Annotated in this window: 18 protein-coding genes; 8 read left to right on the top strand and 10 right to left on the bottom strand. The window is 71.3% G+C overall.

Going from position 1 to position 18,659, the window contains the following annotated elements:
* The first annotated feature begins 12 nt into the window (after positions 1 to 12).
* Positions 13 to 2,256 (top strand): hypothetical protein, encoded by a 2,244-nt coding sequence (locus AB0J97_RS18820; RefSeq protein WP_364090103.1) that lies wholly within the window; start codon positions 13 to 15, stop codon positions 2,254 to 2,256.
* 43 nt (positions 2,257 to 2,299) lie between these two features.
* On the opposite strand, the gene AB0J97_RS18815 is transcribed toward AB0J97_RS18820, so the two are convergent.
* The 4 genes from AB0J97_RS18815 to AB0J97_RS18800 form a co-directional block, all read right to left on the bottom strand.
* Positions 2,300 to 3,190, bottom strand: coding sequence for a CAP domain-containing protein (locus tag AB0J97_RS18815; RefSeq protein ID WP_364090100.1), 891 nt, complete (start codon positions 3,188 to 3,190; stop codon positions 2,300 to 2,302).
* A gap of 154 nt (positions 3,191 to 3,344) precedes the next feature.
* Positions 3,345 to 4,025, bottom strand: coding sequence for a DUF6879 family protein (locus tag AB0J97_RS18810; protein WP_364090097.1), 681 nt, complete (start codon positions 4,023 to 4,025; stop codon positions 3,345 to 3,347).
* A gap of 90 nt (positions 4,026 to 4,115) precedes the next feature.
* On the bottom strand, positions 4,116 to 4,601 hold the full coding sequence (locus AB0J97_RS18805) for a DUF1707 domain-containing protein (RefSeq protein ID WP_364090094.1): 486 nt from the start codon (positions 4,599 to 4,601) through the stop codon (positions 4,116 to 4,118).
* A 55-nt stretch (positions 4,602 to 4,656) separates the two neighbouring features.
* Complete coding sequence (locus AB0J97_RS18800) at positions 4,657 to 5,388, bottom strand: PadR family transcriptional regulator (RefSeq protein WP_364090091.1); 732 nt, start codon at positions 5,386 to 5,388, stop codon at positions 4,657 to 4,659.
* A 310-nt stretch (positions 5,389 to 5,698) separates the two neighbouring features.
* Here AB0J97_RS18800 and AB0J97_RS18795 point away from each other — a divergent pair, with 310 nt between their 5' ends.
* Both AB0J97_RS18795 and acnA read left to right on the top strand, forming a co-directional pair.
* A complete protein-coding gene (locus AB0J97_RS18795) occupies positions 5,699 to 6,427 on the top strand; it encodes a metal-dependent hydrolase (protein ID WP_364090088.1) in 729 nt (242 codons plus the stop codon).
* 145 nt (positions 6,428 to 6,572) lie between these two features.
* A complete protein-coding gene (gene acnA / locus AB0J97_RS18790) occupies positions 6,573 to 9,302 on the top strand; it encodes an aconitate hydratase AcnA (RefSeq protein ID WP_364090085.1) in 2,730 nt (909 codons plus the stop codon).
* Between the two features lie 160 nt (positions 9,303 to 9,462).
* Here the strand turns inward: acnA and AB0J97_RS18785 are convergent, their stop codons facing one another.
* Positions 9,463 to 10,257 carry an ABC transporter permease gene (locus tag AB0J97_RS18785; RefSeq protein ID WP_364090082.1) on the bottom strand — a complete coding sequence of 265 codons (795 nt, stop codon included), beginning with the start codon at positions 10,255 to 10,257 and terminating at the stop codon, positions 9,463 to 9,465.
* A 45-nt stretch (positions 10,258 to 10,302) separates the two neighbouring features.
* Positions 10,303 to 11,217: an ATP-binding cassette domain-containing protein gene (locus tag AB0J97_RS18780; protein ID WP_364090079.1), complete on the bottom strand. Its 915-nt coding sequence runs from the start codon at positions 11,215 to 11,217 to the stop codon at positions 10,303 to 10,305.
* Positions 11,218 to 11,287: 70 nt separating this feature from the next.
* Here AB0J97_RS18780 and AB0J97_RS18775 point away from each other — a divergent pair, with 70 nt between their 5' ends.
* Positions 11,288 to 11,968 (top strand): TetR/AcrR family transcriptional regulator C-terminal domain-containing protein, encoded by a 681-nt coding sequence (locus AB0J97_RS18775; RefSeq protein ID WP_357698014.1) that lies wholly within the window; start codon positions 11,288 to 11,290, stop codon positions 11,966 to 11,968.
* Here the strand turns inward: AB0J97_RS18775 and AB0J97_RS18770 are convergent.
* On the bottom strand, positions 11,905 to 12,624 hold the full coding sequence (locus AB0J97_RS18770; protein WP_357698016.1) for a neutral zinc metallopeptidase: 720 nt from the start codon (positions 12,622 to 12,624) through the stop codon (positions 11,905 to 11,907). The two genes, AB0J97_RS18775 and AB0J97_RS18770, sit on opposite strands and share 64 nt — an antisense overlap.
* Positions 12,625 to 12,711: 87 nt before the next feature.
* On the opposite strand from AB0J97_RS18770, the gene AB0J97_RS18765 reads away from it, so the two are divergent.
* Positions 12,712 to 13,437, top strand: coding sequence for a sulfite exporter TauE/SafE family protein (locus AB0J97_RS18765; protein WP_364090074.1), 726 nt, complete (start codon positions 12,712 to 12,714; stop codon positions 13,435 to 13,437).
* Between the two features lie 9 nt (positions 13,438 to 13,446).
* On the opposite strand, the gene AB0J97_RS18760 is transcribed toward AB0J97_RS18765, so the two are convergent.
* On the bottom strand, positions 13,447 to 13,986 hold the full coding sequence (locus AB0J97_RS18760) for a DinB family protein (protein WP_364090071.1): 540 nt from the start codon (positions 13,984 to 13,986) through the stop codon (positions 13,447 to 13,449).
* Between the two features lie 69 nt (positions 13,987 to 14,055).
* On the opposite strand from AB0J97_RS18760, the gene AB0J97_RS18755 reads away from it, so the two are divergent.
* Entirely contained in the window at positions 14,056 to 15,096 is a 1,041-nt protein-coding gene (locus AB0J97_RS18755) for a hypothetical protein (protein ID WP_364090068.1), read from the top strand.
* Positions 15,097 to 15,156: 60 nt separating this feature from the next.
* Here the strand turns inward: AB0J97_RS18755 and AB0J97_RS18750 are convergent, their stop codons facing one another.
* Positions 15,157 to 15,471, bottom strand: a complete 315-nt coding sequence (locus AB0J97_RS18750; protein WP_364090065.1) for a hypothetical protein — start codon at positions 15,469 to 15,471, stop codon at positions 15,157 to 15,159.
* Between the two features lie 168 nt (positions 15,472 to 15,639).
* Entirely contained in the window at positions 15,640 to 16,035 is a 396-nt protein-coding gene (locus AB0J97_RS18745; protein ID WP_364090062.1) for a MerR family transcriptional regulator, read from the bottom strand.
* Positions 16,036 to 16,084: 49 nt separating this feature from the next.
* On the opposite strand from AB0J97_RS18745, the gene AB0J97_RS18740 reads away from it, so the two are divergent.
* Together AB0J97_RS18740 and AB0J97_RS18735 are read left to right on the top strand one after the other, a co-directional pair.
* Complete coding sequence (locus tag AB0J97_RS18740; RefSeq protein WP_357698026.1) at positions 16,085 to 17,134, top strand: aldo/keto reductase; 1,050 nt, start codon at positions 16,085 to 16,087, stop codon at positions 17,132 to 17,134.
* 378 nt (positions 17,135 to 17,512) lie between these two features.
* The gene (locus AB0J97_RS18735; RefSeq protein ID WP_364090059.1) at positions 17,513 to 18,634 is read left to right on the top strand and encodes a substrate-binding domain-containing protein; all 1,122 of its coding nucleotides are present in this window, start codon (positions 17,513 to 17,515) and stop codon (positions 18,632 to 18,634) included.
* The last annotated feature ends 25 nt before the right edge of the window (positions 18,635 to 18,659 follow it).

The following is an 18,659-nucleotide window of genomic DNA, read 5'->3' as shown; positions in this document are numbered from 1 at the left end:
GGAGACATGCCGATGTCACGCCGTCTGATGGCGACCATCCTGGCGGGGGTGCTGGCGGCCGTGGGACTCACCACGGCCCCGGCCCATGCCGCCGCACCCGGGCGGCCCCCGTGCGACCCGGGGGACTGCTTCACCGTCGAGGTCTCGCTCGACCGCGCCCCCGGCGTCGGGCAGAGCGCGAGACTCACGGTCGTGGTGACGCCGAAACAGGACATACCCGACGCCACCACGATCATCGAACTGCCGGAGACCATGCGGTGGGCGACCCCGCCCGCCGGGCTCTCCCGTGCCGCCGCGACGATCGGCCGCAGCCCGGTGGACCGGGCCACCCGGACCTGGCGCGCCCGCGCCGGCAAGCCGGTCCGGTACGAGGGCGTCGTCACGGCGGTCGCGCCCGGCCCGGCCTCGATCCGCGTCCAGGCCCGCGACGGGCGGCCCGGACCCGGCTCGGACGGGCTCGCCTACGTCACCGTCGGCGCGGAGTCGTCGGTGTTCGGCATGCCGCGCGAGGGCCGCGGACGCCGTACGGGGAGATCGGCGGCGGCGACGGCGGCGGCCGGCGACACGTGCGTCCAGGGACGCGTCACCCACGTCAGGACGGACGGTTCCATCGGCGGCGTGCCAATGGCGGAGGTGGACGCGTTCGACACCGACGCGGGCGGCCGGCTCATGCTCGGCTGGGCCGAGACCGACGCCTCCGGCGGCTACAAGGTGTGCTTCCCCGGCACCGAGGAGGACGGCACCGGCCAGGACGTCACCATCGAGGTCAGCCCCGCCAACATCTACTGGACCGTGGGCTTCTCGGAGAAGGCCGACGACATCTACACCGACGCGAGCGCGCCGACGCAGGACGTTCCCCCCGGCACGTCGACCACCGTCATCGACTACCAGAGCGCGGGCGGTGATCCGATGGAGGGGGCCTTCCGCCTCCACTCCGCCGCCTACGACACGTGGAAGGCCTACACCGGCTGGCTGAACGACCCGGCCGACGACTGCTGGAAGCCGGGCGAGCAGAACTGCCGGTCCGTGACCCTCATCTGGGCCCCGGACAGGGTCCTGCCCACGTCGTACTACTGCCCGGGGAGCAACCCTGAGTGCGCGGGCCGGTTCCAGATCAACCTGGACGCGTCGATCCCGCTGGCGAAGATGACGGTCCCCCACGAGCTGGGGCATTTCATCATGGACTACACCTACGGCCTGATGCCCTCGGACGGCACCGACTGCGGGAAGCACTACATGACGACGCCGATGAGTAGCACGGTCTGCGCGTGGGGAGAGGGCTGGGCGGACTGGGTCGCCGTCCAGACCTACGACGAGACGCACTACCGGTGGTACACGACCGGTCTGGACCTGGAGAGCCCGCACTGGTTCAGCGAGGGCTGGCCGACCAAGGCGGACGCGAGCAGGACCGAGGGCCGCGTGGCCGGGGTGCTCATCGACCTGGCCGACTCGGGAACGCGCGACGAGAAGTACTGGGACCTCGGCGGCCTCGGGCCCGAAGCGATCGTGGCCACGTTCAGGAAGGGGGTCGCCCAGGACCTCGACGACTTCCTGAACCTGCTCGACCCCCAGCACCACGACCTCGCGCAGGCGGCGCTGTTCCAGAACGCCATCCCTGCCCAGCACGTGGAGGACCTGGCCGACCGGACCCCGACGCGCCGGCCCGCCAACGTCCCGCTCCAGACGGCCTTCATGACCACTCCGGACAGATGGCACGTGATGGCCGCGGTCGCCGGACCGGACGGCGCGGACGTGGACCTGGCCACGACGCCCCACGGCAGCGGCGCCACCGTCAGGAGCGCCGAACTGGCCGCCACCAGCACGGACTTCGTCGCCGTGCAGCCCAGCCCGGCCACCCGCAACTGGTTCGTGAACTCGGTCAGCTCGGACGCCGACTACGAGGAGTACGGGATGGAGGTGACCGAGGCGCCCGCCGGCAACCTGGAGGCCGGGACGCCGCAGCAGTTCCCCATGGCCGCCGGCCGGCTGGTCGAGGTGCGTACGACGTGGATCGAGAAGGGCGTGCCCGCCACGCTCACCGTCGTGCCGCGCAACGGGCAGGACCTCGACCTCTTCGTGATGGCGCCCGACCCCGCCGTGTGGGGCCTGCCCAGGTCCGCCGCCCGCAAGTCCGCGAGCGGCGGCCCGAACAAGATGGAACGCCTCACCATCAGCGACCCGAAGGTGACCGGGCTGTACGCGGTCGTCGTGGTCAGGAAGGCGGGCGACGGCGACGTCCTGCTGACCCGCGTCTGACGCAGGAGGTGCCCCGCGTGTCTGCGCGGGGCACCCGCGACGGTTACTTGGCCGCGAAGTCCTGCGTCCAGTGGAGGGGGCCCTGGCCGTTCCTGGCCACGCCCACGCCGATCACCGTGTACCGGCAGTTCATGATGTTGGCCCGGTGGCCCGAGCTGTTCATCCAGGAGCTCATCACGGAGGCCGGGGTGGTCTGGCCCTTGGCGATGTTCTCGGCGAAGGCGGTGCCGCCGGTGAAGCCGGCCGCGCGGATGCGGTCCATGAAGCTGCGGCCGTCCTTCGAGGTGTGGTCGAAGTAGTTCTTGGCCGCCATGTCGGAGGAGTGGCCGAACGCCGCGGCGCGCAGCTGCGCGTCGTGCTTGAGCGGGTTGCAGCCGCCCTTGGCGCGCTCGGCGTTGACCAGGCGCAGGACCTCGTTCTCCTCGGCGGTGCCCACCGTGCCGGCGGGCCCGGACGGCTTCGGCGCCGGGGTGGCGGAGGTCGTCGGGCTGGGCTTCGGGGACGGGGTGGCCGTCGGGGTCGGGCTCGGCGTGCCGGTCGGCGCGCAGGAGAGCCTGACCGCCTTGGACGTCGCGCCGCGGCCTCGGTGGTCGGTGGCGACCGCGTAGTAGACGCCGGGCGCGCAGGGGAGGGTGAGCGCGAGGCTGCCCGACCTGGTGGCGCCGCTCTTGACGACGGGGTCGGTGCCCGGGACGGCGCGCTTGAGCCGGACGCGCAGGAGCGCGTCCGTACGGCAGCCCTGGCGGGCGGCGGAGGAGACGATCTGTGCGGTGTCGGTGACGCGAGGCGTGGCCACGGTGACCCGGCAGCGGCCGGCGGCCTCGCTGCCGGCCGTGGCGGCCGTGGCGGCCGTGGCGGCCGTGGCCGCGGTCATCGGCGTACCGAGTGCCGCCAGGCTCACCAGGCCGGCGAGTACCCCTAGGGGTCTGCGCATTGGGGGCTTCCTCCAGTTGCGATGGACGCTGGATCGCACCGCATTCTGGTAGGACCGCAACCCCTGTGTCACGAAATTTGCGAAATTTCCTTGAGGTCCGAGTAAACCAAAGTGTCGGGAAACGCGTCGTGGCCCGTTCCAGCCGCCGCCGCGCTCAGACCCGGAACTCCTCGGTCCGGTGGGCGTACGGGGGCACCGCGGCCCGCATCTCGTCGGTGACCGACGGCGGCGGCAGCGGCACGATCTCCCGCCGGTGGAAGTCGCGGACGTCCTCGCCCTCGGCGAACAGCTCCTGGACCGCCCGCAGGCAGGGGCCGATCACGCCGGGATCGGTGATGCGCCGGCCGCCGCGTCCGCCGCCGCACTCGTCGTAGAGGACCTCGTACATCAGGCCGGGGGAGAAGATCACCAGCTCGGGCACCGGTTCGAGGGCGGCCACGCGCGCCGCGGGCACCACCCGGCAGGGGGAGCCCGCCCGGGCCCGCATGTCCAGCAGGTGCATCTCCCACTGCAGGTACGGGGTGACCGGGAACTCCACCACGCGTACCCGCCGGACCGGCATCCGGTGGCGGAAGTAGCCGGTCACCAGCGGCGCCATCTGCTCGGACAGGGCGAGGGAGCCGCTCCAGTCGCCGTCCATCATGGCCCGCCAGCTCGCCACGTCCGGCTCGTAGAAGGTCTGGGCGCGCTCCAGCTTCCACAGCGGGACGGCGCAGCCCTCGTGGTCGCGGTCGAAGGCCGCCAGGTAGCCGGGCGCGTCCAGGACGAGTGCGTCGGCGCCGCCCACGGCGGCGAACGGATTCGTGACGGCCACCACGGAACCCGGCTCTGCCATACGACGCCCCTTCGTTCGGTGAGACCCGACCAGATCATGAAATGTCACTTGACCCGGGTCAAGACCCAACATCACAAAGGGGCGTGAAGGTCACCCGCGGTAGTGAAATCGGCGGTGGACCAAGTTGGCGACGGTGGCCACCACGAAGACCGCCAGCAGGATCTTGAAGAGGCCGAACCCGAAGACCATCCCCAGCACCCCGAAGAGGATCAGGAAGGGAAGGAACGGTCCGGGGCCGCGGTGGCCGCGCCGGTGACGGCGGGAATGGTCGTGCCAGGGGCGGCCCGCGTGCGCGTGCCGCATGGCCTGCATCTGGTGGCGGTGCGCCCTCATCGCCTCGCGCCAGGCGTCCCGGTCGAACTGGGGGACCTGCTGGGGCGGCGCGTAGGCGGGGGACGAACCGGGCAGGTCGGCCGTCACCTGGGACAGGTCGCGGACCGTCTTGGAGGCCAGCGCCCGGTCGAGCCGCTCGTCGAGCTCCTCGTGGGTCAGACGGCCCTGGGCGAAGTGCTCGCGCAGGGCCGCCATCGTCTGCTCGCGCTCGGCGTCGCCGATGCGGAGATCGTTGTGGTCCATCTCTGGTTCCTCGCTCTCCCCGAACCGGCCTGTCGCTGCGGAGCCGGTCACCTGGTTACTCCTCACCCGGTTCGCCGTCGGCCAGGATCTGGTAGAGCTTGCGCCGGGTCTCAACCAGAGTCTTACGCGCTTCGCGGATTTGTGCGTCGTTTCCGGTCTGAAGAACCTGCATCATGGCGAATGCCGACTGTCGGGCGATGTGCCATAGATCGGCGGTGTTGTCGTCGATGTCCGGACGCATCTCGTCCCAGGGGGCGCGGACCTCGTCGGCGTGCGCGTCGATGTAGGCGCGGCCCTCGTCGGTGAGGCGGAAGGTCTTGCGACCCTCGTTCTCCTCCGAGATCACCAGGCCCTCGTCGGTGAGCTGCTGCAACGCCGGGTAGACGGCGCCGGGGCTGGGCTTCCAGCCGCCCTCGCTGCGCGCGGCGATCTCCTGGATGATCTGGTAGCCGTTGCGCGGCTCCTCCGACAGCAGGGCCAGGATCGCGGCGCGGACGTCACCCCGCTTGGCCTTGCGCCCCCGGCCGCCCCACCCGTGGTGCCCGCCCCAGGGCCCGCCCGGACCGAAGGGGCCGCCGCGCCCGAAATCGAACGGGAACGGTCCGCCGGGACCGCCGCGCCGGCCGCGCTGCCTGTGCTCGTCGTGACCGCCGCCGCCCCGGCGATGGTGGTGGTGGCCGCCCATCTGCTCGAAGGCGTCGGCCATGGCCCTCAGCTTCTCGCGGGCCGCGCGCAGGTTCTCCCGCGGGCCGAACCACTGGTTGCCCGCCGCATGTGCGTATGTCATGTTCTTTCTCCTTGTATCGCGATCTATTCTCGATGCGTCAAAGATATATCGCTACTGTTTCGTTGGCAAGGCGCGGAAGAGAGTGAGACAGATCACGAAAAAGTTGCGGAATCGGGGAACAGTATTGGGATGCCCGCCGTTGAACAGAGCAGACGAGGTCGTTCCGCGTCGGCAGGGCTGGGGGGTGCTGTCGCCGCGGAGACGACCTCGTCTGCGTTTACGGGTGTTCTCGCCGGACCGTTCCACCGTGAGGACAACCTGGCGGCGGGGCTCTCCGCGTAAAGCGGTTCTTTGCAATACAGTCCCGATCATGATGGGGCACACGCACGCGATGACCGGGGCGATCGCCTGGCTGGGGCTGGCGCCGCCGCTGGCCGCGCTGCCACTGCTGAACGAGAGCTCCCGGTTCATCGAGACCGGCATCATGGCCGGGGCCCTCGGCCCGGCCGAACTGATCGCCGGCGCGCTGGTCTGCGCGGGCGCGGCCATGCTGCCCGACCTCGACCATCCCAGCGCGACCATCGCCCAGACGTTCGGCCCGGTCACCTGGCTGCTCAGCAAGTTCGTGTCGTGGATCAGCGGCGGCCATCGCGGCATGACGCACTCGCTGGCCTTCGCCGCGGCGCTCGGGTTCGGCGTCCACTGGCTGGCCAACACCTATCCGATCGGCCGGGACATCATCGTGGTGTTACTCGTCGGGCTGGCGCTGCGGGCCATCGGCATCGGCATCCCGGGCAACAAGGCCGGATCGGTGATGGTCAACATCGGCCTGACCGCCGGGCTCTATGCCGTCTTCATGTCGTTGCAGGTCGGGTACGCCTGGCTGGGGCTGGCCGTGGGCGTCGGCTGCCTGATCCACGTGGTGGGCGACTGCATGACCGAACGGGGATGCCCGGTGCTGTGGCCGCTGGGCGCCAAGTTCGTGCTGCCGTGGAAGATCGGCATCAAGACCGGCAAGAAGTTCGAGCAGAAGATCCTCGCGCCGATCCTCTCCGTCGCCATCATCGGCCTGCTCTTCTGGCGCCTCGCGCCGCTTTAACTTGATGTCGAGATACCGTAGTAATATCTTGACGTCGAGACATCCGCCGCGAGCCCCGCAGGTTAGGTTCACCTAACGTACGTGTCGTTCCGTGGGTGCGGCAGGATTCAAGTGAGCAATTGTCTGATGGAGGAGGCGAATCACCGTGTCCGCGAACAGCTTCGGCAGCCGTGACACGCTACGCGTCGGAGACGCGGCGTACGAGATTTTCCGGCTTGACGCCGTCGAGGGCGCCGCACGCCTCCCGTACAGCCTGAAGATCCTGCTGGAGAACCTCCTCCGCACCGAGGACGGCGCCAACATCACCGCCGACCACATCCGTGCGCTCGGCGGCTGGGACCCGAACGCGACGCCCAGTGTGGAGATCCAGTTCACCCCGGCCCGCGTCATCATGCAGGACTTCACCGGCGTCCCCTGCGTGGTCGACCTGGCCACCATGCGCGAGGCCGTGCGCGACCTGGGCGGCGACGCCTCCAGGATCAACCCGCTCGCGCCCGCCGAGATGGTCATCGACCACTCCGTCATCGTCGACTACTTCGGTCACCCCGACGCCTTCCAGCGCAACGTCGAGCGCGAGTACGAGCGCAACCGCGAGCGCTACCAGTTCCTGCGCTGGGGCCAGACGGCCTTCGACGAGTTCAAGGTCGTGCCGCCCGGCACCGGCATCGTCCACCAGGTCAACATCGAGCACCTCGCCCGCGTGGTCATGATCCGCGACGGCAAGGCCTACCCCGACACCTGCGTCGGCACCGACTCCCACACCACGATGGAGAACGGCATCGGCGTGCTCGGCTGGGGCGTCGGCGGCATCGAGGCCGAGGCCGCGATGCTCGGCCAGCCGATCTCCATGCTGATCCCGCGCGTGGTCGGCTTCAAGCTCAGCGGCAAGCTGCCCGCCGGCGCCACCGCCACCGACCTGGTCCTGACGATCACCGAGATCCTGCGCAAGCACGGCGTGGTCGGCAAGTTCGTCGAGTTCTACGGCGAGGGCGTCTCCTCCGTGCCGCTGGCCGACCGGGCCACGATCGGCAACATGAGCCCCGAGTTCGGATCCACCTGTGCCATCTTCCCGATCGACGGCCAGACCATCGACTACCTGCGCCTGACCGGCCGCTCCGAGGAGCAGGTCGCGCTGGTCGAGGAGTACGCCAAGGCCCAGGGCCTCTGGCTCGACCCGCAGGGCCCCGAGCCGGTCTTCTCCGAGTACATCGAGCTCGACCTCAGCACGATCGTCCCGTCGATCGCCGGCCCCAAGCGCCCGCAGGACCGCATCGAGCTGTCGGCGGCCAAGGACGCCTGGCGCCGCGACGTCCAGAACTACGTGGCCGACGGCGTCGACGAGGAGGGTGAGGAGTCCTTCCCGGCCTCCGACGCGCCCGCCTCCAACGCCCGCGCCGACGGCGGCCGGCCGCACAAGCCGGTCCCGGTCACCTCGGCCGACGGCACGTCGTTCGAGATCGACCACGGCATCGTGTCGATCGCGGCGATCACCTCGTGCACCAACACCTCCAACCCGTACGTCATGCTCGGCGCGGCGCTGCTGGCCCGCAACGCCGTGGAGAAGGGCCTGACCCGCAAGCCGTGGGTCAAGACCTCGCTGGCCCCGGGTTCGCAGGTCGTCACCGGCTACTTCGAACGCTCCGGGCTGCAGTCGTACCTCGACAAGCTCGGCTTCAACCTGGTCGGCTACGGCTGCACCACCTGCATCGGCAACTCGGGCCCGCTGCCCACGGAGATCTCCGACGCCATCCAGGCCAACGACCTCGCGGTCACCGCGGTCCTGTCCGGCAACCGGAACTTCGAGGGCCGCATCAACCCCGACGTCAAGATGAACTACCTGGCCTCGCCGCCGCTCGTGGTGGCCTACGCGCTGGCCGGCACGATGGACATCGACCTCGACAACGAGCCCCTCGGGCTCGGCTCCGACGGGCAGCCGGTCTACCTCAGGGACGTCTGGCCCGCGCCGGAGGAGATCGCGGCCGTGGTCAACTCCTCGATCGGCCGTGACATGTTCGAGCGCGACTACGCCGACGTGTTCAAGGGCGACGACCACTGGCGCTCGCTGCCGATCCCGACCGGCGACACCTTCGAGTGGGACCCGTCCTCCACGTACGTGCGCAAGGCCCCCTACTTCGAGGGCATGCCGGAGAAGCCGGAGCCGGTGACCGACATCCCGGGCGCCCGCGTGCTGGTCAAGGTCGGCGACTCGGTCACCACCGACCACATCTCGCCGGCCGGCTCCATCAAGGTCGGCACCCCGGCCGCCCAATACCTGCAGGCCAACGGCGTCGAGGTCAGAGACTTCAACTCCTACGGCTCGCGGCGCGGCAACCACGAGGTGATGATCCGCGGCACGTTCGCCAACATCCGCCTGCGCAACCAGATCGCGCCGGGCACCGAGGGCGGCTACACCCGCGACTTCACCCAGGCCGACGGCCCGGTGTCGTTCATCTACGACGCCTCGGTCAACTACGCCGAGGCCGGCACGCCGCTGGTGGTGCTGGCGGGCAAGGAGTACGGCTCGGGCTCCTCGCGCGACTGGGCGGCCAAGGGCACCGCGCTGCTCGGCGTGCGCGCCGTGATCGCCGAGTCCTACGAGCGCATCCACCGCTCCAACCTGATCGGCATGGGCGTGCTCCCGCTGCAGTTCCCCGAGGGGGCCACGGCCGACTCGCTCGGACTGACCGGCGAGGAGACGTTCGACATCACCGGCGTCGAGGCGCTCAACGGGGGCGGCATCCCGTCCACGGTGCACGTCAAGGCCGGTGACGTGGAGTTCGACGCGGTCGTCCGCATCGACACTCCCGGCGAGGCCGACTACTACCGGCACGGCGGCATCATGCAGTACGTCCTGCGCTCGCTGCTGGCCAAGTAGGAACTTCCCGAGTCCGCGTCCGGTCAAGAGCCGGACGCGGGCCGGGGACGGGGCGCGGATCCTCACGCGCCCGCATCGGGGGTATCACCCGACCCGTGAGAGCCGTCCGGCGGAACACCCTCCGCCGGGCGGCTCTCCGCTGTTCACCGGCCCTTTCCGGTCACCGGCTGGACGTGCGGTACCGGTGGGTCGCCAGCGGGGCGAAGATCGCGATGAGCGCCACCGACCACAGCAGGCTCGCCGCGACCGGATGCCGCAGCGGCCAGACCGAGCCCGCCGAGGTGGGGTTGCCGAACAGGAGACGGGCGGCGGCCACGGTCGCGCTCATCGGGTTCCAGTCGGCCACCGGCCGCAGCCAGGCGGGCAGTCCCTCGGTGGGCACGAACGTGTTGGCCAGGAAGGTCATCGGGAACAACCAGCCGAACGTGGCGGCGTCGGCCTGCGCGCCGCTGCGCACGTACAGGCCGATGTAGGTGCCCACCCAGATCATCGCCAGGCCGAACAGCGCCAGCAGCCCGAACGCCGCCGCCGTCCGGCCCGGCGAGCCGTGCGGACGCCATCCGGCCAGGAACACGGCCGCCGCCACCATCGCGGCCAGCGACATCAGGTGCATCGACAGGTCGGCCACGCTGCGCCCGATGAGCACGGCGCTGCGGGCGATGGGCTGCGCGCGGAACCTGTCGATGATCCCGCGTTCCATGTCCTCGCCCACGGCGGTGGCGGCCGCGGTCGCCGTCATGGCCATGACCTGCATGAAGATGCCCGGCATGAGGAAGTCGCGGTAGTCGCCGCCGCCGGGGAGGGTGATCGCGCTGCCGAAGACGTACCCGAACAGCACGGTCATGAGGATGGGGAACACCAGGAAACCGGCGATCTCTCCCGGTTGGGCCCGCCATCGCGAGTACGTGCGGCCCGCGATGGTCAGGGAGTCGCTGACGGTCCAGCGCAGGTTCATGCTCGTGGCTCCTGTCAGGGGGCAGGCGGTCAGGCGGTCAGGCGGTCAGGCGGTCAGGCGGAGGAAGACCTCGTCGAGGGTCGGACGGCGGAGCGCGAGGTCCTCGACGGCGATCCCGGCCGCGTCCAGGGCGCGGGCGACGCGGACGAGCGACTGCGCCCCGTCGGGAGCCGGCAGCGTCACCCGCGTCCCGCCCGGCTCCGACACGAGCCCGGCCCCGAGCCCGAGCGTCCTGAGGCCCGTCTCCACGTCTCCGGGCTCGCGGAAGACGATCTGGACGCGGTCGCCGCCGACCTGCTTCTTGAGCGCGCCGGGGGAGCCCGCCGCCGCGACCCTGCCCTCGCGCAGCACCACGACCTGGTCGGCGAGGTGGTCGGCCTCGTCGAGGTACTGGGTGGTCAGCAGCAGCGTGGTGCCCTCGCTGACCAGGTCGCGCAGGGCCTGCCAGAGCTGGAGGCGGCTGCGCGGGTCGAGGCCGGCGGTCGGCTCGTCCATGAACAGCACGGGCGGCGCGACGATCAGGCTCACGGCCAGGTCGAGCCGCCGCCGCATCCCGCCCGAGTACGTCCTGACCAGCCGCCGCCCGGCCTCGGCCAGCCCGAACCGTTCCAGCAGCTCGTCGGCCCTGCTCCTGGCCCTGGCCCTGGACAGGTGGTAGAGGCGGCCGAACAGCTCCAGGTTGCGCCGGCCGGTCAGCAGCTCGTCCACGGCGGCGTGCTGTCCGGCCAGGCCGATGCGGAAGCGCAGCCGCGCCGCGTCGCGCACCACGTCGAGCCCGGCGACCTCGGCCCGGCCGCCGTCCGGGCGGAGCAGGGTGGCCAGGATGCGCACGGTCGTCGTCTTGCCTGCCCCGTTGGGGCCGAGCAGCCCGCAGACCGTGCCGGCCGGGACGTCGAGGTCGATGCCCCTGAGCGCCTCCTTGGCCGCGTACCGCTTTCGCAAACCCTCCGCGCGGATCATCGCGAGGCTCCTTAACGGTGTTAAATCTAACAGCGTTAAGGATGCATTGAACGTTGTTAAGCTGTCAACCGTGGCACTTGAGAAGGGCACCATCGTGGCCGCGGCGCTGCGGCTGCTCCAGGAGACCGGGCTCGACGGGCTCACGCTGCGGCGGCTCGCGGCCGAGCTCGGCGTCCAGGCGCCCGCCCTCTACTGGCACTTCAGGAACAAGCAGGAACTCCTCGACGCGATGGCCGAGGCGATGACGGCCGCCCACATGGACCGCCCGGCGCTCACCGAGCCCGCCGCCTGGCGGGAGTGGGTGCGCGACCACGCCCACCGCGACCGGGCGATGCTCAACTCCTACCGCGACGGCGCCCGGCTGGTGGCCGGGACCCGGCCCTCACCGGTGCTGTTCGAGGTGGTGGAGCGGTCGGTGGTGGCCCTGGAGTCGGCCGGGTTCGCGGTGGCCGACGCGGTGCGCGGGCTGTTCGCGGTCAGCGTGTACGTCGCCGGCTTCGTGCTGGAGGAGCAGGCCGACCGGACGCGGCCGGACGCCGACGGGGCCATGCCGGACATGGCGGCCTTCCAGCGGGCCCATCCCCGGCTGACGGCCGGGCTGACGGAGGTGGGCGACCCGCAGGGGGAGCGGTCGTTCGAGGGCGGGCTGCAGCTCATCCTCGACGGCATGCAGGGCCGCCTCGACCGTCAGGAGACCTGCCAGGCGGGGGCCGACCAGGTGTCGCAGGCCGCCGGCGAGACGGCCCGGTAGCCCCGCTCCAGCCAGCGGACGCGGTTGGCGCCCGTGCCGTGGCTGTGCTCCCCGTCCTCGTCGCCGGCGGCCCTGGTGGCGTCGAGCAGCGCGGTCCAGTCCTGCCGGGTACGGCTCAGCGACGGCCACACGCTGCCCAGGAACGCGCCCGCCAGGCAGTCGGCCTGGAGCTCGTACCGCCGGCTCTGCGCGCCCTTGCGCACGCCGAGGAGGCTCTGCGCGTGGTGGCCGTACTCGTGGGCGGCGACCTTGAACGGGTAGAGGTCGGTGCGGCCCTCGATCCAGGCGCCGGTCAGGGGGAAGACGAGGGTGTCGCGGCCGATGCAGTAGAAGGCCGCCGCGTGCTCGGGCCAGGCGAACCCGCACACCTCGCGCACCGGCTCGTCGTAGTAGCGGACGACGGGCTTGCGGAACGTCCGGCCGGTACGCCTGAGGTAGGCGGACCAGGACTTGTCCAGGCACTTCACGATCGTCGTGAGGTATTCGCGGCTTCTGGGGATGCCGCCGGAGCTGATCGCCGTCTCCGGGCACGCCGAGCGGCCGAGCCTGGGCGTCGCGGCCTGTGCGGGCCCGGCCTGGAGGACCGTCGCCCCGATCAACAGGGCTGCCAGGATCGTGGGGGCGCGCGGGGCGGGGGAGTGCACGGTGAGCAGCATAGGGCTTCTGGTGGCGGCGGATCGTCCCGTGTGCCCGCTTTCCGTCCACGGGTGGTGGCGGAATGTATGGGTGATTGACTGCTCTGCGTGAGTGATGAGGTGTTGGTACTGGTTGTCGGTAGTTTGGCGGTTTTTGTCGGGGCGGTCGTCCAGGGGAGCGTGGGGTTCGGGTTAGGGCTGGTGGCCGCGCCCGTGCTGACGATGCTCGACCACAGCCTGATGCCCGGCGCGATCCAGGTGGTCAACATGACGCTGCCGCTGTTCACGCTGGCCGTCGAGTGGCGGCGGGTGGACTGGCGGGGGCTGGGGTTCGCGCTGCTCGGCCGCCTTCCCGGCAGCGCCGTCGGCGCCCTCATCGTCGTGTACGTCTCCGTCCAGGCGCTCGGCGTGCTGGTCGGCGTGATGGTGCTGCTGGCGGTCGGCCTCACCGCCCGTACGGTCAGCATCGCCCGCAACGGCGCGACGATCACCGGCGCGGGCTTCCTGTCCGGGATCACCGGCACCGCCACGGGCATCGGCGGCCCGCCCCTGGCGCTGGTGTACCAGAGCGCCAAGGGGCCGCAGATCCGGGCCACCCTGGCGATGTTCTTCTTCCTGAGCGCCGCGCAGTCGATCGCCATCCTGGCGTTCGTCGGCCATCTGCCCGCCCGCGCGCTGGCCACGGGCGCGACCCTGATCGTGCCGATGATCCTGGGCTTCCTGGCCTCCGGGCCGCTGCGGCGCTACCTGGACGGCGGCAAGGTGCGCGTCGCCGTCCTGGTCGTGGCCACGGTCTCCGCGCTGGCCCTGATCACGCAGAGCCTGCTGGCCTGACCCGCCGGGCTACTCGCCGGTCTGCCCGTCGACGGCCTCGCGGATGAGGTCGGCGTGGCCGTTGTGCCGGGCGTACTCCTCGATCATGTGGACGAGGATCCAGCGCAGGTGGGGACGGCGGCCGTCCGGCCAGGCGCGCTGGGCCGGCTGGTCGAGCCCGCCGGCGGCCAGCGCCTCGGCGGTCAGGGCGCGGGAGCGGGCCACCGCGTCCCGCCAGAGTGCGCGCAGCTCGTCGGGGGAGTCGGAGGCGGCGGAGTGCCAGTCCCAGTCGGGGTCGGCCGTCCAGTCGACGGTGTCCCAGGGGGCGTGCGGGTCGTGCCCGTGCAGCCGGCGGGAGAACCAGTGGTCCTCGACGTAGGCCAGGTGCTTGAGCATGCCGCCGAGCGTCAGCGTGGACGCGGCGACGGTGGTGTCGAGGCCCGCCGCGTCGAGGCCGGAGCACTTCCACTCCAGGGTGGCCCGCAGGAAGTCGAGGAAGCCCAGCAGGGTCTCCGCCTCGTCGCCCATGAAGGGCGGTTCCGGGCGTCCCTGCTCGTCGAAGTCGGTCATGGGCGGGCAGTCTACCGACGGGTTCGAACGCGCGGCGGCGGTCGGGCGGCTTCTGTGTACGCTCGCGTGATGGTCAACGTGGTGGAGTGGACCAGGCTGGAGCCGTGGCGGGTGGCCCGCGGCCGTACCGACCGCGACGAGAGCGTGATCGTCAAATGGACCGGGCCGCACGCCTCCGGCTCCCGCGACGAGGCGTGGCGGGTGCGCACGGAGGCGGCCGCCCTCCGGTTCCTGTCGGAGGACCTCGGGGCCGGCCTGGCCCCGCGCGTGCTGGCCGTCGATCTGGCGACGGGACGGCTGGTGCTGGAGGACCTCGCGCCGCGGACCGCGCTCGACGGGCTGCTGCGCCGCGACGGCGCAGCGGCGCACGCCGACCGGCTGGCCGCCGCCGCGCGCGTCCGCGGTGAGCTCGGCGCGATCACCGCGGGTCACGCGGAGGCGTACTACCGGCGGCGGAGCGCGCTCGGGCCGGTCGATCCGGCCGCCGACCGGCTCGGGCGGGTCGCCCGGCAGCGCGCGTCGGGGATGCCGTCGGTGCCGGACGTGCCGGTCCCGGGCGGGGTGGAGCGGGAGTTCGGCGCGGCCCTGGACGAACTGGCCGATCCCGGCCCGTTCCTCGTGCTCAGCAACGGCGACGCCGAGGCCAACAACGTCCTGGTACGCGCGGACGGCCACGCCGACCCGCGGCTGATCGACTTCGAGTTCGCCGGGTTCACGCACGCGCTGCACGACGCCGTCCCCCTGTACGTACCGGGCCCCGGCTGGTTGTCGCTGGGCGGCGCGGCCGAGGCCGAGATCCACCGGCGGGCGCTGGCGGCCGGGGTCCCGCAGGCCGAGGACGACGGGCGCTACGGGAGGGGGCTGGCGGCGGCGTGCGCGTCGTACGCGCTGGCCAGGCTGACCCGGCTGCCCGTGCTGGACGGCCGCCCGGCGGGGGACGACAGCCGCGCCCAGCTCGTCGCGACCCTGGAGGCGGCCGCCCGTGCCGCCGAGGGGGCCCTGCCCCGGCTGGCCGGGTGGTGCCGCCGGGTGGCCGCCGCGCTTCGGCGTCGCTGGCCGGACGCGGACCGCGACTTCGGGGCGCTGGCTCCGTACACGTCGCGCCGCTGACGCCCGGTCGGCGGGCACGAGGAACGGCCCCCGCGGGTGCGGGGGCCGTTCGGCGCTCACTTAGGCGACGGAGAAGCTTCCCGACCCCGCCGGGACGTGGCTGCCGTAGCCGGGCCGGACCGTGACGGAGGAGCCGAGACAGAACGGGTCGCCGTAGATGCGGACGGCCTGATCGGTCTGGTTGTTCAGCACGTGGGCGGCGAGGGGCAACTTGGTGCAGCCGCCGGGGTCGTCGTAGATCTCCAGGGGGAGGGCCTCGACCTGGAAGACGACGACCTGGCCGGTCGCGGCCCGGGCGGGGGCCGCCGCGACGAACGGCGCGGTCGCCGAGGCGAGGACCAGGGTCAGGGCGGCCAGGCGAGCAGAGTGGCGCATGGGCGGGGTTCCTTTCGTTTCGAGGGCCCCTCCATCCTCATGCGCCCCATCTGTCACGCACAGTAACCGAAAGGTGACATTCGATCTCGCCGCGGATCGTGCAGTGGCCCACTGAGCAGCAAAGTCGCTCGGCGTGGTCCCCCGCAGGCCATTACTCTCCGTGACGGATCAAGGTGTGCATTCCGGGGTGTCGTCCCGCAGGCCCAGGCGTCCCTCGTAGACCGCCACCTTGTTGGTGATCAGCTTGAGGCAGCCGTCGAGCTCCCGCATCCGGGTGAGCACCCGTTCCTGATGTTCGCGCAGCACCTCCAGCCGTTCCGCCTCGTTGCCGCGGCCCGCCCTGACGAGTTCGGTGTAGCGCCGGATGTCGGTCAGGGGCATGCCGGAGGCGCGCAGCCGGATGCACACGCCCAGCCAGTCGACGTCACCCTCGCCGTAGACCCGGCGTCCCGTCGTTCCCCGCTGTACGGGCTGGGCCAGCAGGCCCTCACGCTCGTAGAACCGGAGCGTGTGCACGCTGAGCCCGGTGCGCTCGGCGACCTGGCCAATGCTCAAACCTGACATGCTGTCCAGTTTGACCTAGAGCCGACTCTAGAACCTACGGTTCCGGGATATGAGATATCGCATCCTCGGCGGCACCGGCATCGAGGTCAGCGCCCACTGCCTCGGCACCATGATGTTCGGCGCGGCCGGCAACCCCGACCACGACGACAGCATCCGCATCATCCACGCCGCCCTCGACCATGGGATCAACTTCGTCGACACCGCCGACATGTACTCGGCGGGCGAGTCGGAGGAGATCGTGGGCAAGGCGTTGCAGGGCAGGCGGGACGAGGTGGTGCTGGCCACCAAGGTGCACTTCCCCATGGGGGAGGGGCCCAACCGGGGCGGCAACTCGCGACGCTGGATCGTACGCGAGGTGGAGGCGAGTCTCAGGCGGCTGCGCACCGACTGGATCGACCTCTACCAGATCCACCGCCCCGACCACCGGACCGACATCGAAGAAACCCTCTCCGCACTCACCGACCTGGTACGGCAGGGCAAGATCCGCGCCTTCGGCAGCTCGGCCTTCCCGGCGCACGAGACGGTCGAGGCCTACCACGTGGCCCGGCAGCGCGGCCTGTACCGGTTCCGCACCGAGCAGCCGCCGTACAACCTCCTGGCCCGCGGCATCGAGGGCGACGTGCTGCCCACGGCGCAGCGGCTCGGCATGGGCGTGCTCACCTACAGCCCGCTGGGCTGGGGGTTCCTGACCGGACGTTACCGCAAGGGACAGCAGGTCGACCTGTCCCGGGGGCGTGCGGCGCGGGCGCCCGAACGGTTCGACCCCTCCATTCCGGTCAACGCGGCCAAGCTGGAGGTCGTCGAGGAGCTGGTCAAGCTGGCGGACGAGCTCGGCTGCACCCTGCCGGCCCTGGCCGTCGCCTTCGTCACGTCGCATCCGGCGGTCACCTCGGTCATTCTCGGCCCGCGCACGATGGAGCAGCTGGAGGGTTCGCTGAAGGGCGCCTCGCTGCTGCTCGACGACGCCGTGATGGACCGGATCGACGAGCTCGTGCCGCCCGGCACCAACGTCTACCACCCGGTCGGCCTCTGGAGCCCCGCGCCCCTGACCGACCCCGCGCTGCGCCGCCGCCACCTGGGTGACCGCGCCGCGAGCTGACCCCGGACATCCGCCGGACCTCGCCCGACGAGGTCCGGCGCCCGGCATCCCCTCCGGTCGCGCCACCCCGCCCGACCGGAGCTCCGGCCGCCCGAGAGCCGGCCACTTCCCCGGCGCCGGCCGCCCGAGAGCCGGCCACTTCCCCGGCGCCGGCTGCCCAAGAGCCGGCCACTTCCCCCGCCGCCGCTCGCCCCGGAGTCGGTCACTTCCGGCGGCGCCGGCCCGCTCCCGGTCACGGAACCGCGTCCTCGTGTTTCTGGATTGTTACCGGAAACAACAAACTCCCCGACGGAAGGGTCTTCCAAAGCAGGCTGTGGCGGAATACGTTGCCGCAAACAACATTCATCCGGGCCCCTCCGGAAGAAAGGACCCTGCATCATGCGCAAGGGGATCCTCAGCCTGACCGCCGCGGCGGCGACGCTCGCCCTCGGTCTCACCGCCTGCGGGGGCGACAGCGGTCAGACCGGCACCACCGCCACCTCCTCCTCCGCCACGGCGGCGCAGCCCGCCAAGGCCGGCAAGATCGGCGTCATCCTCCCGGACAGCAAGTCGTCGGCGCGCTGGGAGACGGCGGACCGCAAGTACCTGGAAGAGGCGTTCAAGGCCGCCGGCGTCCAATACGACATCCAGAACGCCCAGAACGACAAGACGGCGTTCCAGACCATCGCCGACCAGATGATCACCAACGGGGCCACCGTCCTGATGATCGTCAACCTGGACAGCGGCAGCGGCAAGGCCGTGATCGAGAAGGCCAAGTCGCAGGGCGTGGCCACCATCGACTACGACCGCCTGACCCTGGGCGGCGGCGCCGCCTACTACGTCAGCTTCGACAACACCAAGGTCGGCACGCTCCAGGGCGAGGGCCTGAGCAAGTGCCTGGCCGACAAGAAGGCCGACAAGCCCATCGTCGCCTACCTGAACGGCTCGCCGACCGACAACAACGCGACGCTGTTCAAGAACGGCTACGACGGCGTGCTCAAGCCCAAGTTCGACGCCGGCGAGTACGTCAAGGGCCCCGACCAGGCCGTGCCCGACTGGGACAACGCCCAGGCCGGGACGATCTTCGAGCAGATGCTCACCCAGCAGCCGAAGATCGCCGGCGTGCTGGCCGCCAACGACGGCCTCGGCAACGCCGCCATCACCGTGCTGAAGAAGCAGAACCTCAACGGCAAGGTGCCGGTCACCGGCCAGGACGCCACCGTCCAGGGCCTGCAGAACATCCTCGTCGGCGACCAGTGCATGACGGTCTACAAGGCGGTCAAGAAGGAGGCCGACGCCGGGGCCAAGCTCGCCGTCGCGCTGGCCAAGGGCGAGAAGCCCACGGCGAGCGCCAGCGTCAAGGACCCCGAGACCAGCCAGGACGTTCCCTCCGAGCTGCTGGAGCCGCAGGCCATCACCTTCGACAACGTCAAGGACGTCGTGGCCGACGGTTACGTCACCAAGGAGGAGCTCTGCACCGCCGACTTCGCCAAGAAGTGCACTGAGGCCGGAATCCAATAGCAGGGACGGGCGCGGCCGGGTGCCA

Source organism: Nonomuraea sp. NPDC049607 (genome assembly GCF_040675375.1).
Lineage (GTDB): Bacteria > Actinomycetota > Actinomycetes > Streptosporangiales > Streptosporangiaceae > Nonomuraea.
The sequence above is the reverse complement of the archived record's forward strand: the minus strand, read 5'-3'. Positions and strand labels throughout refer to the sequence as shown.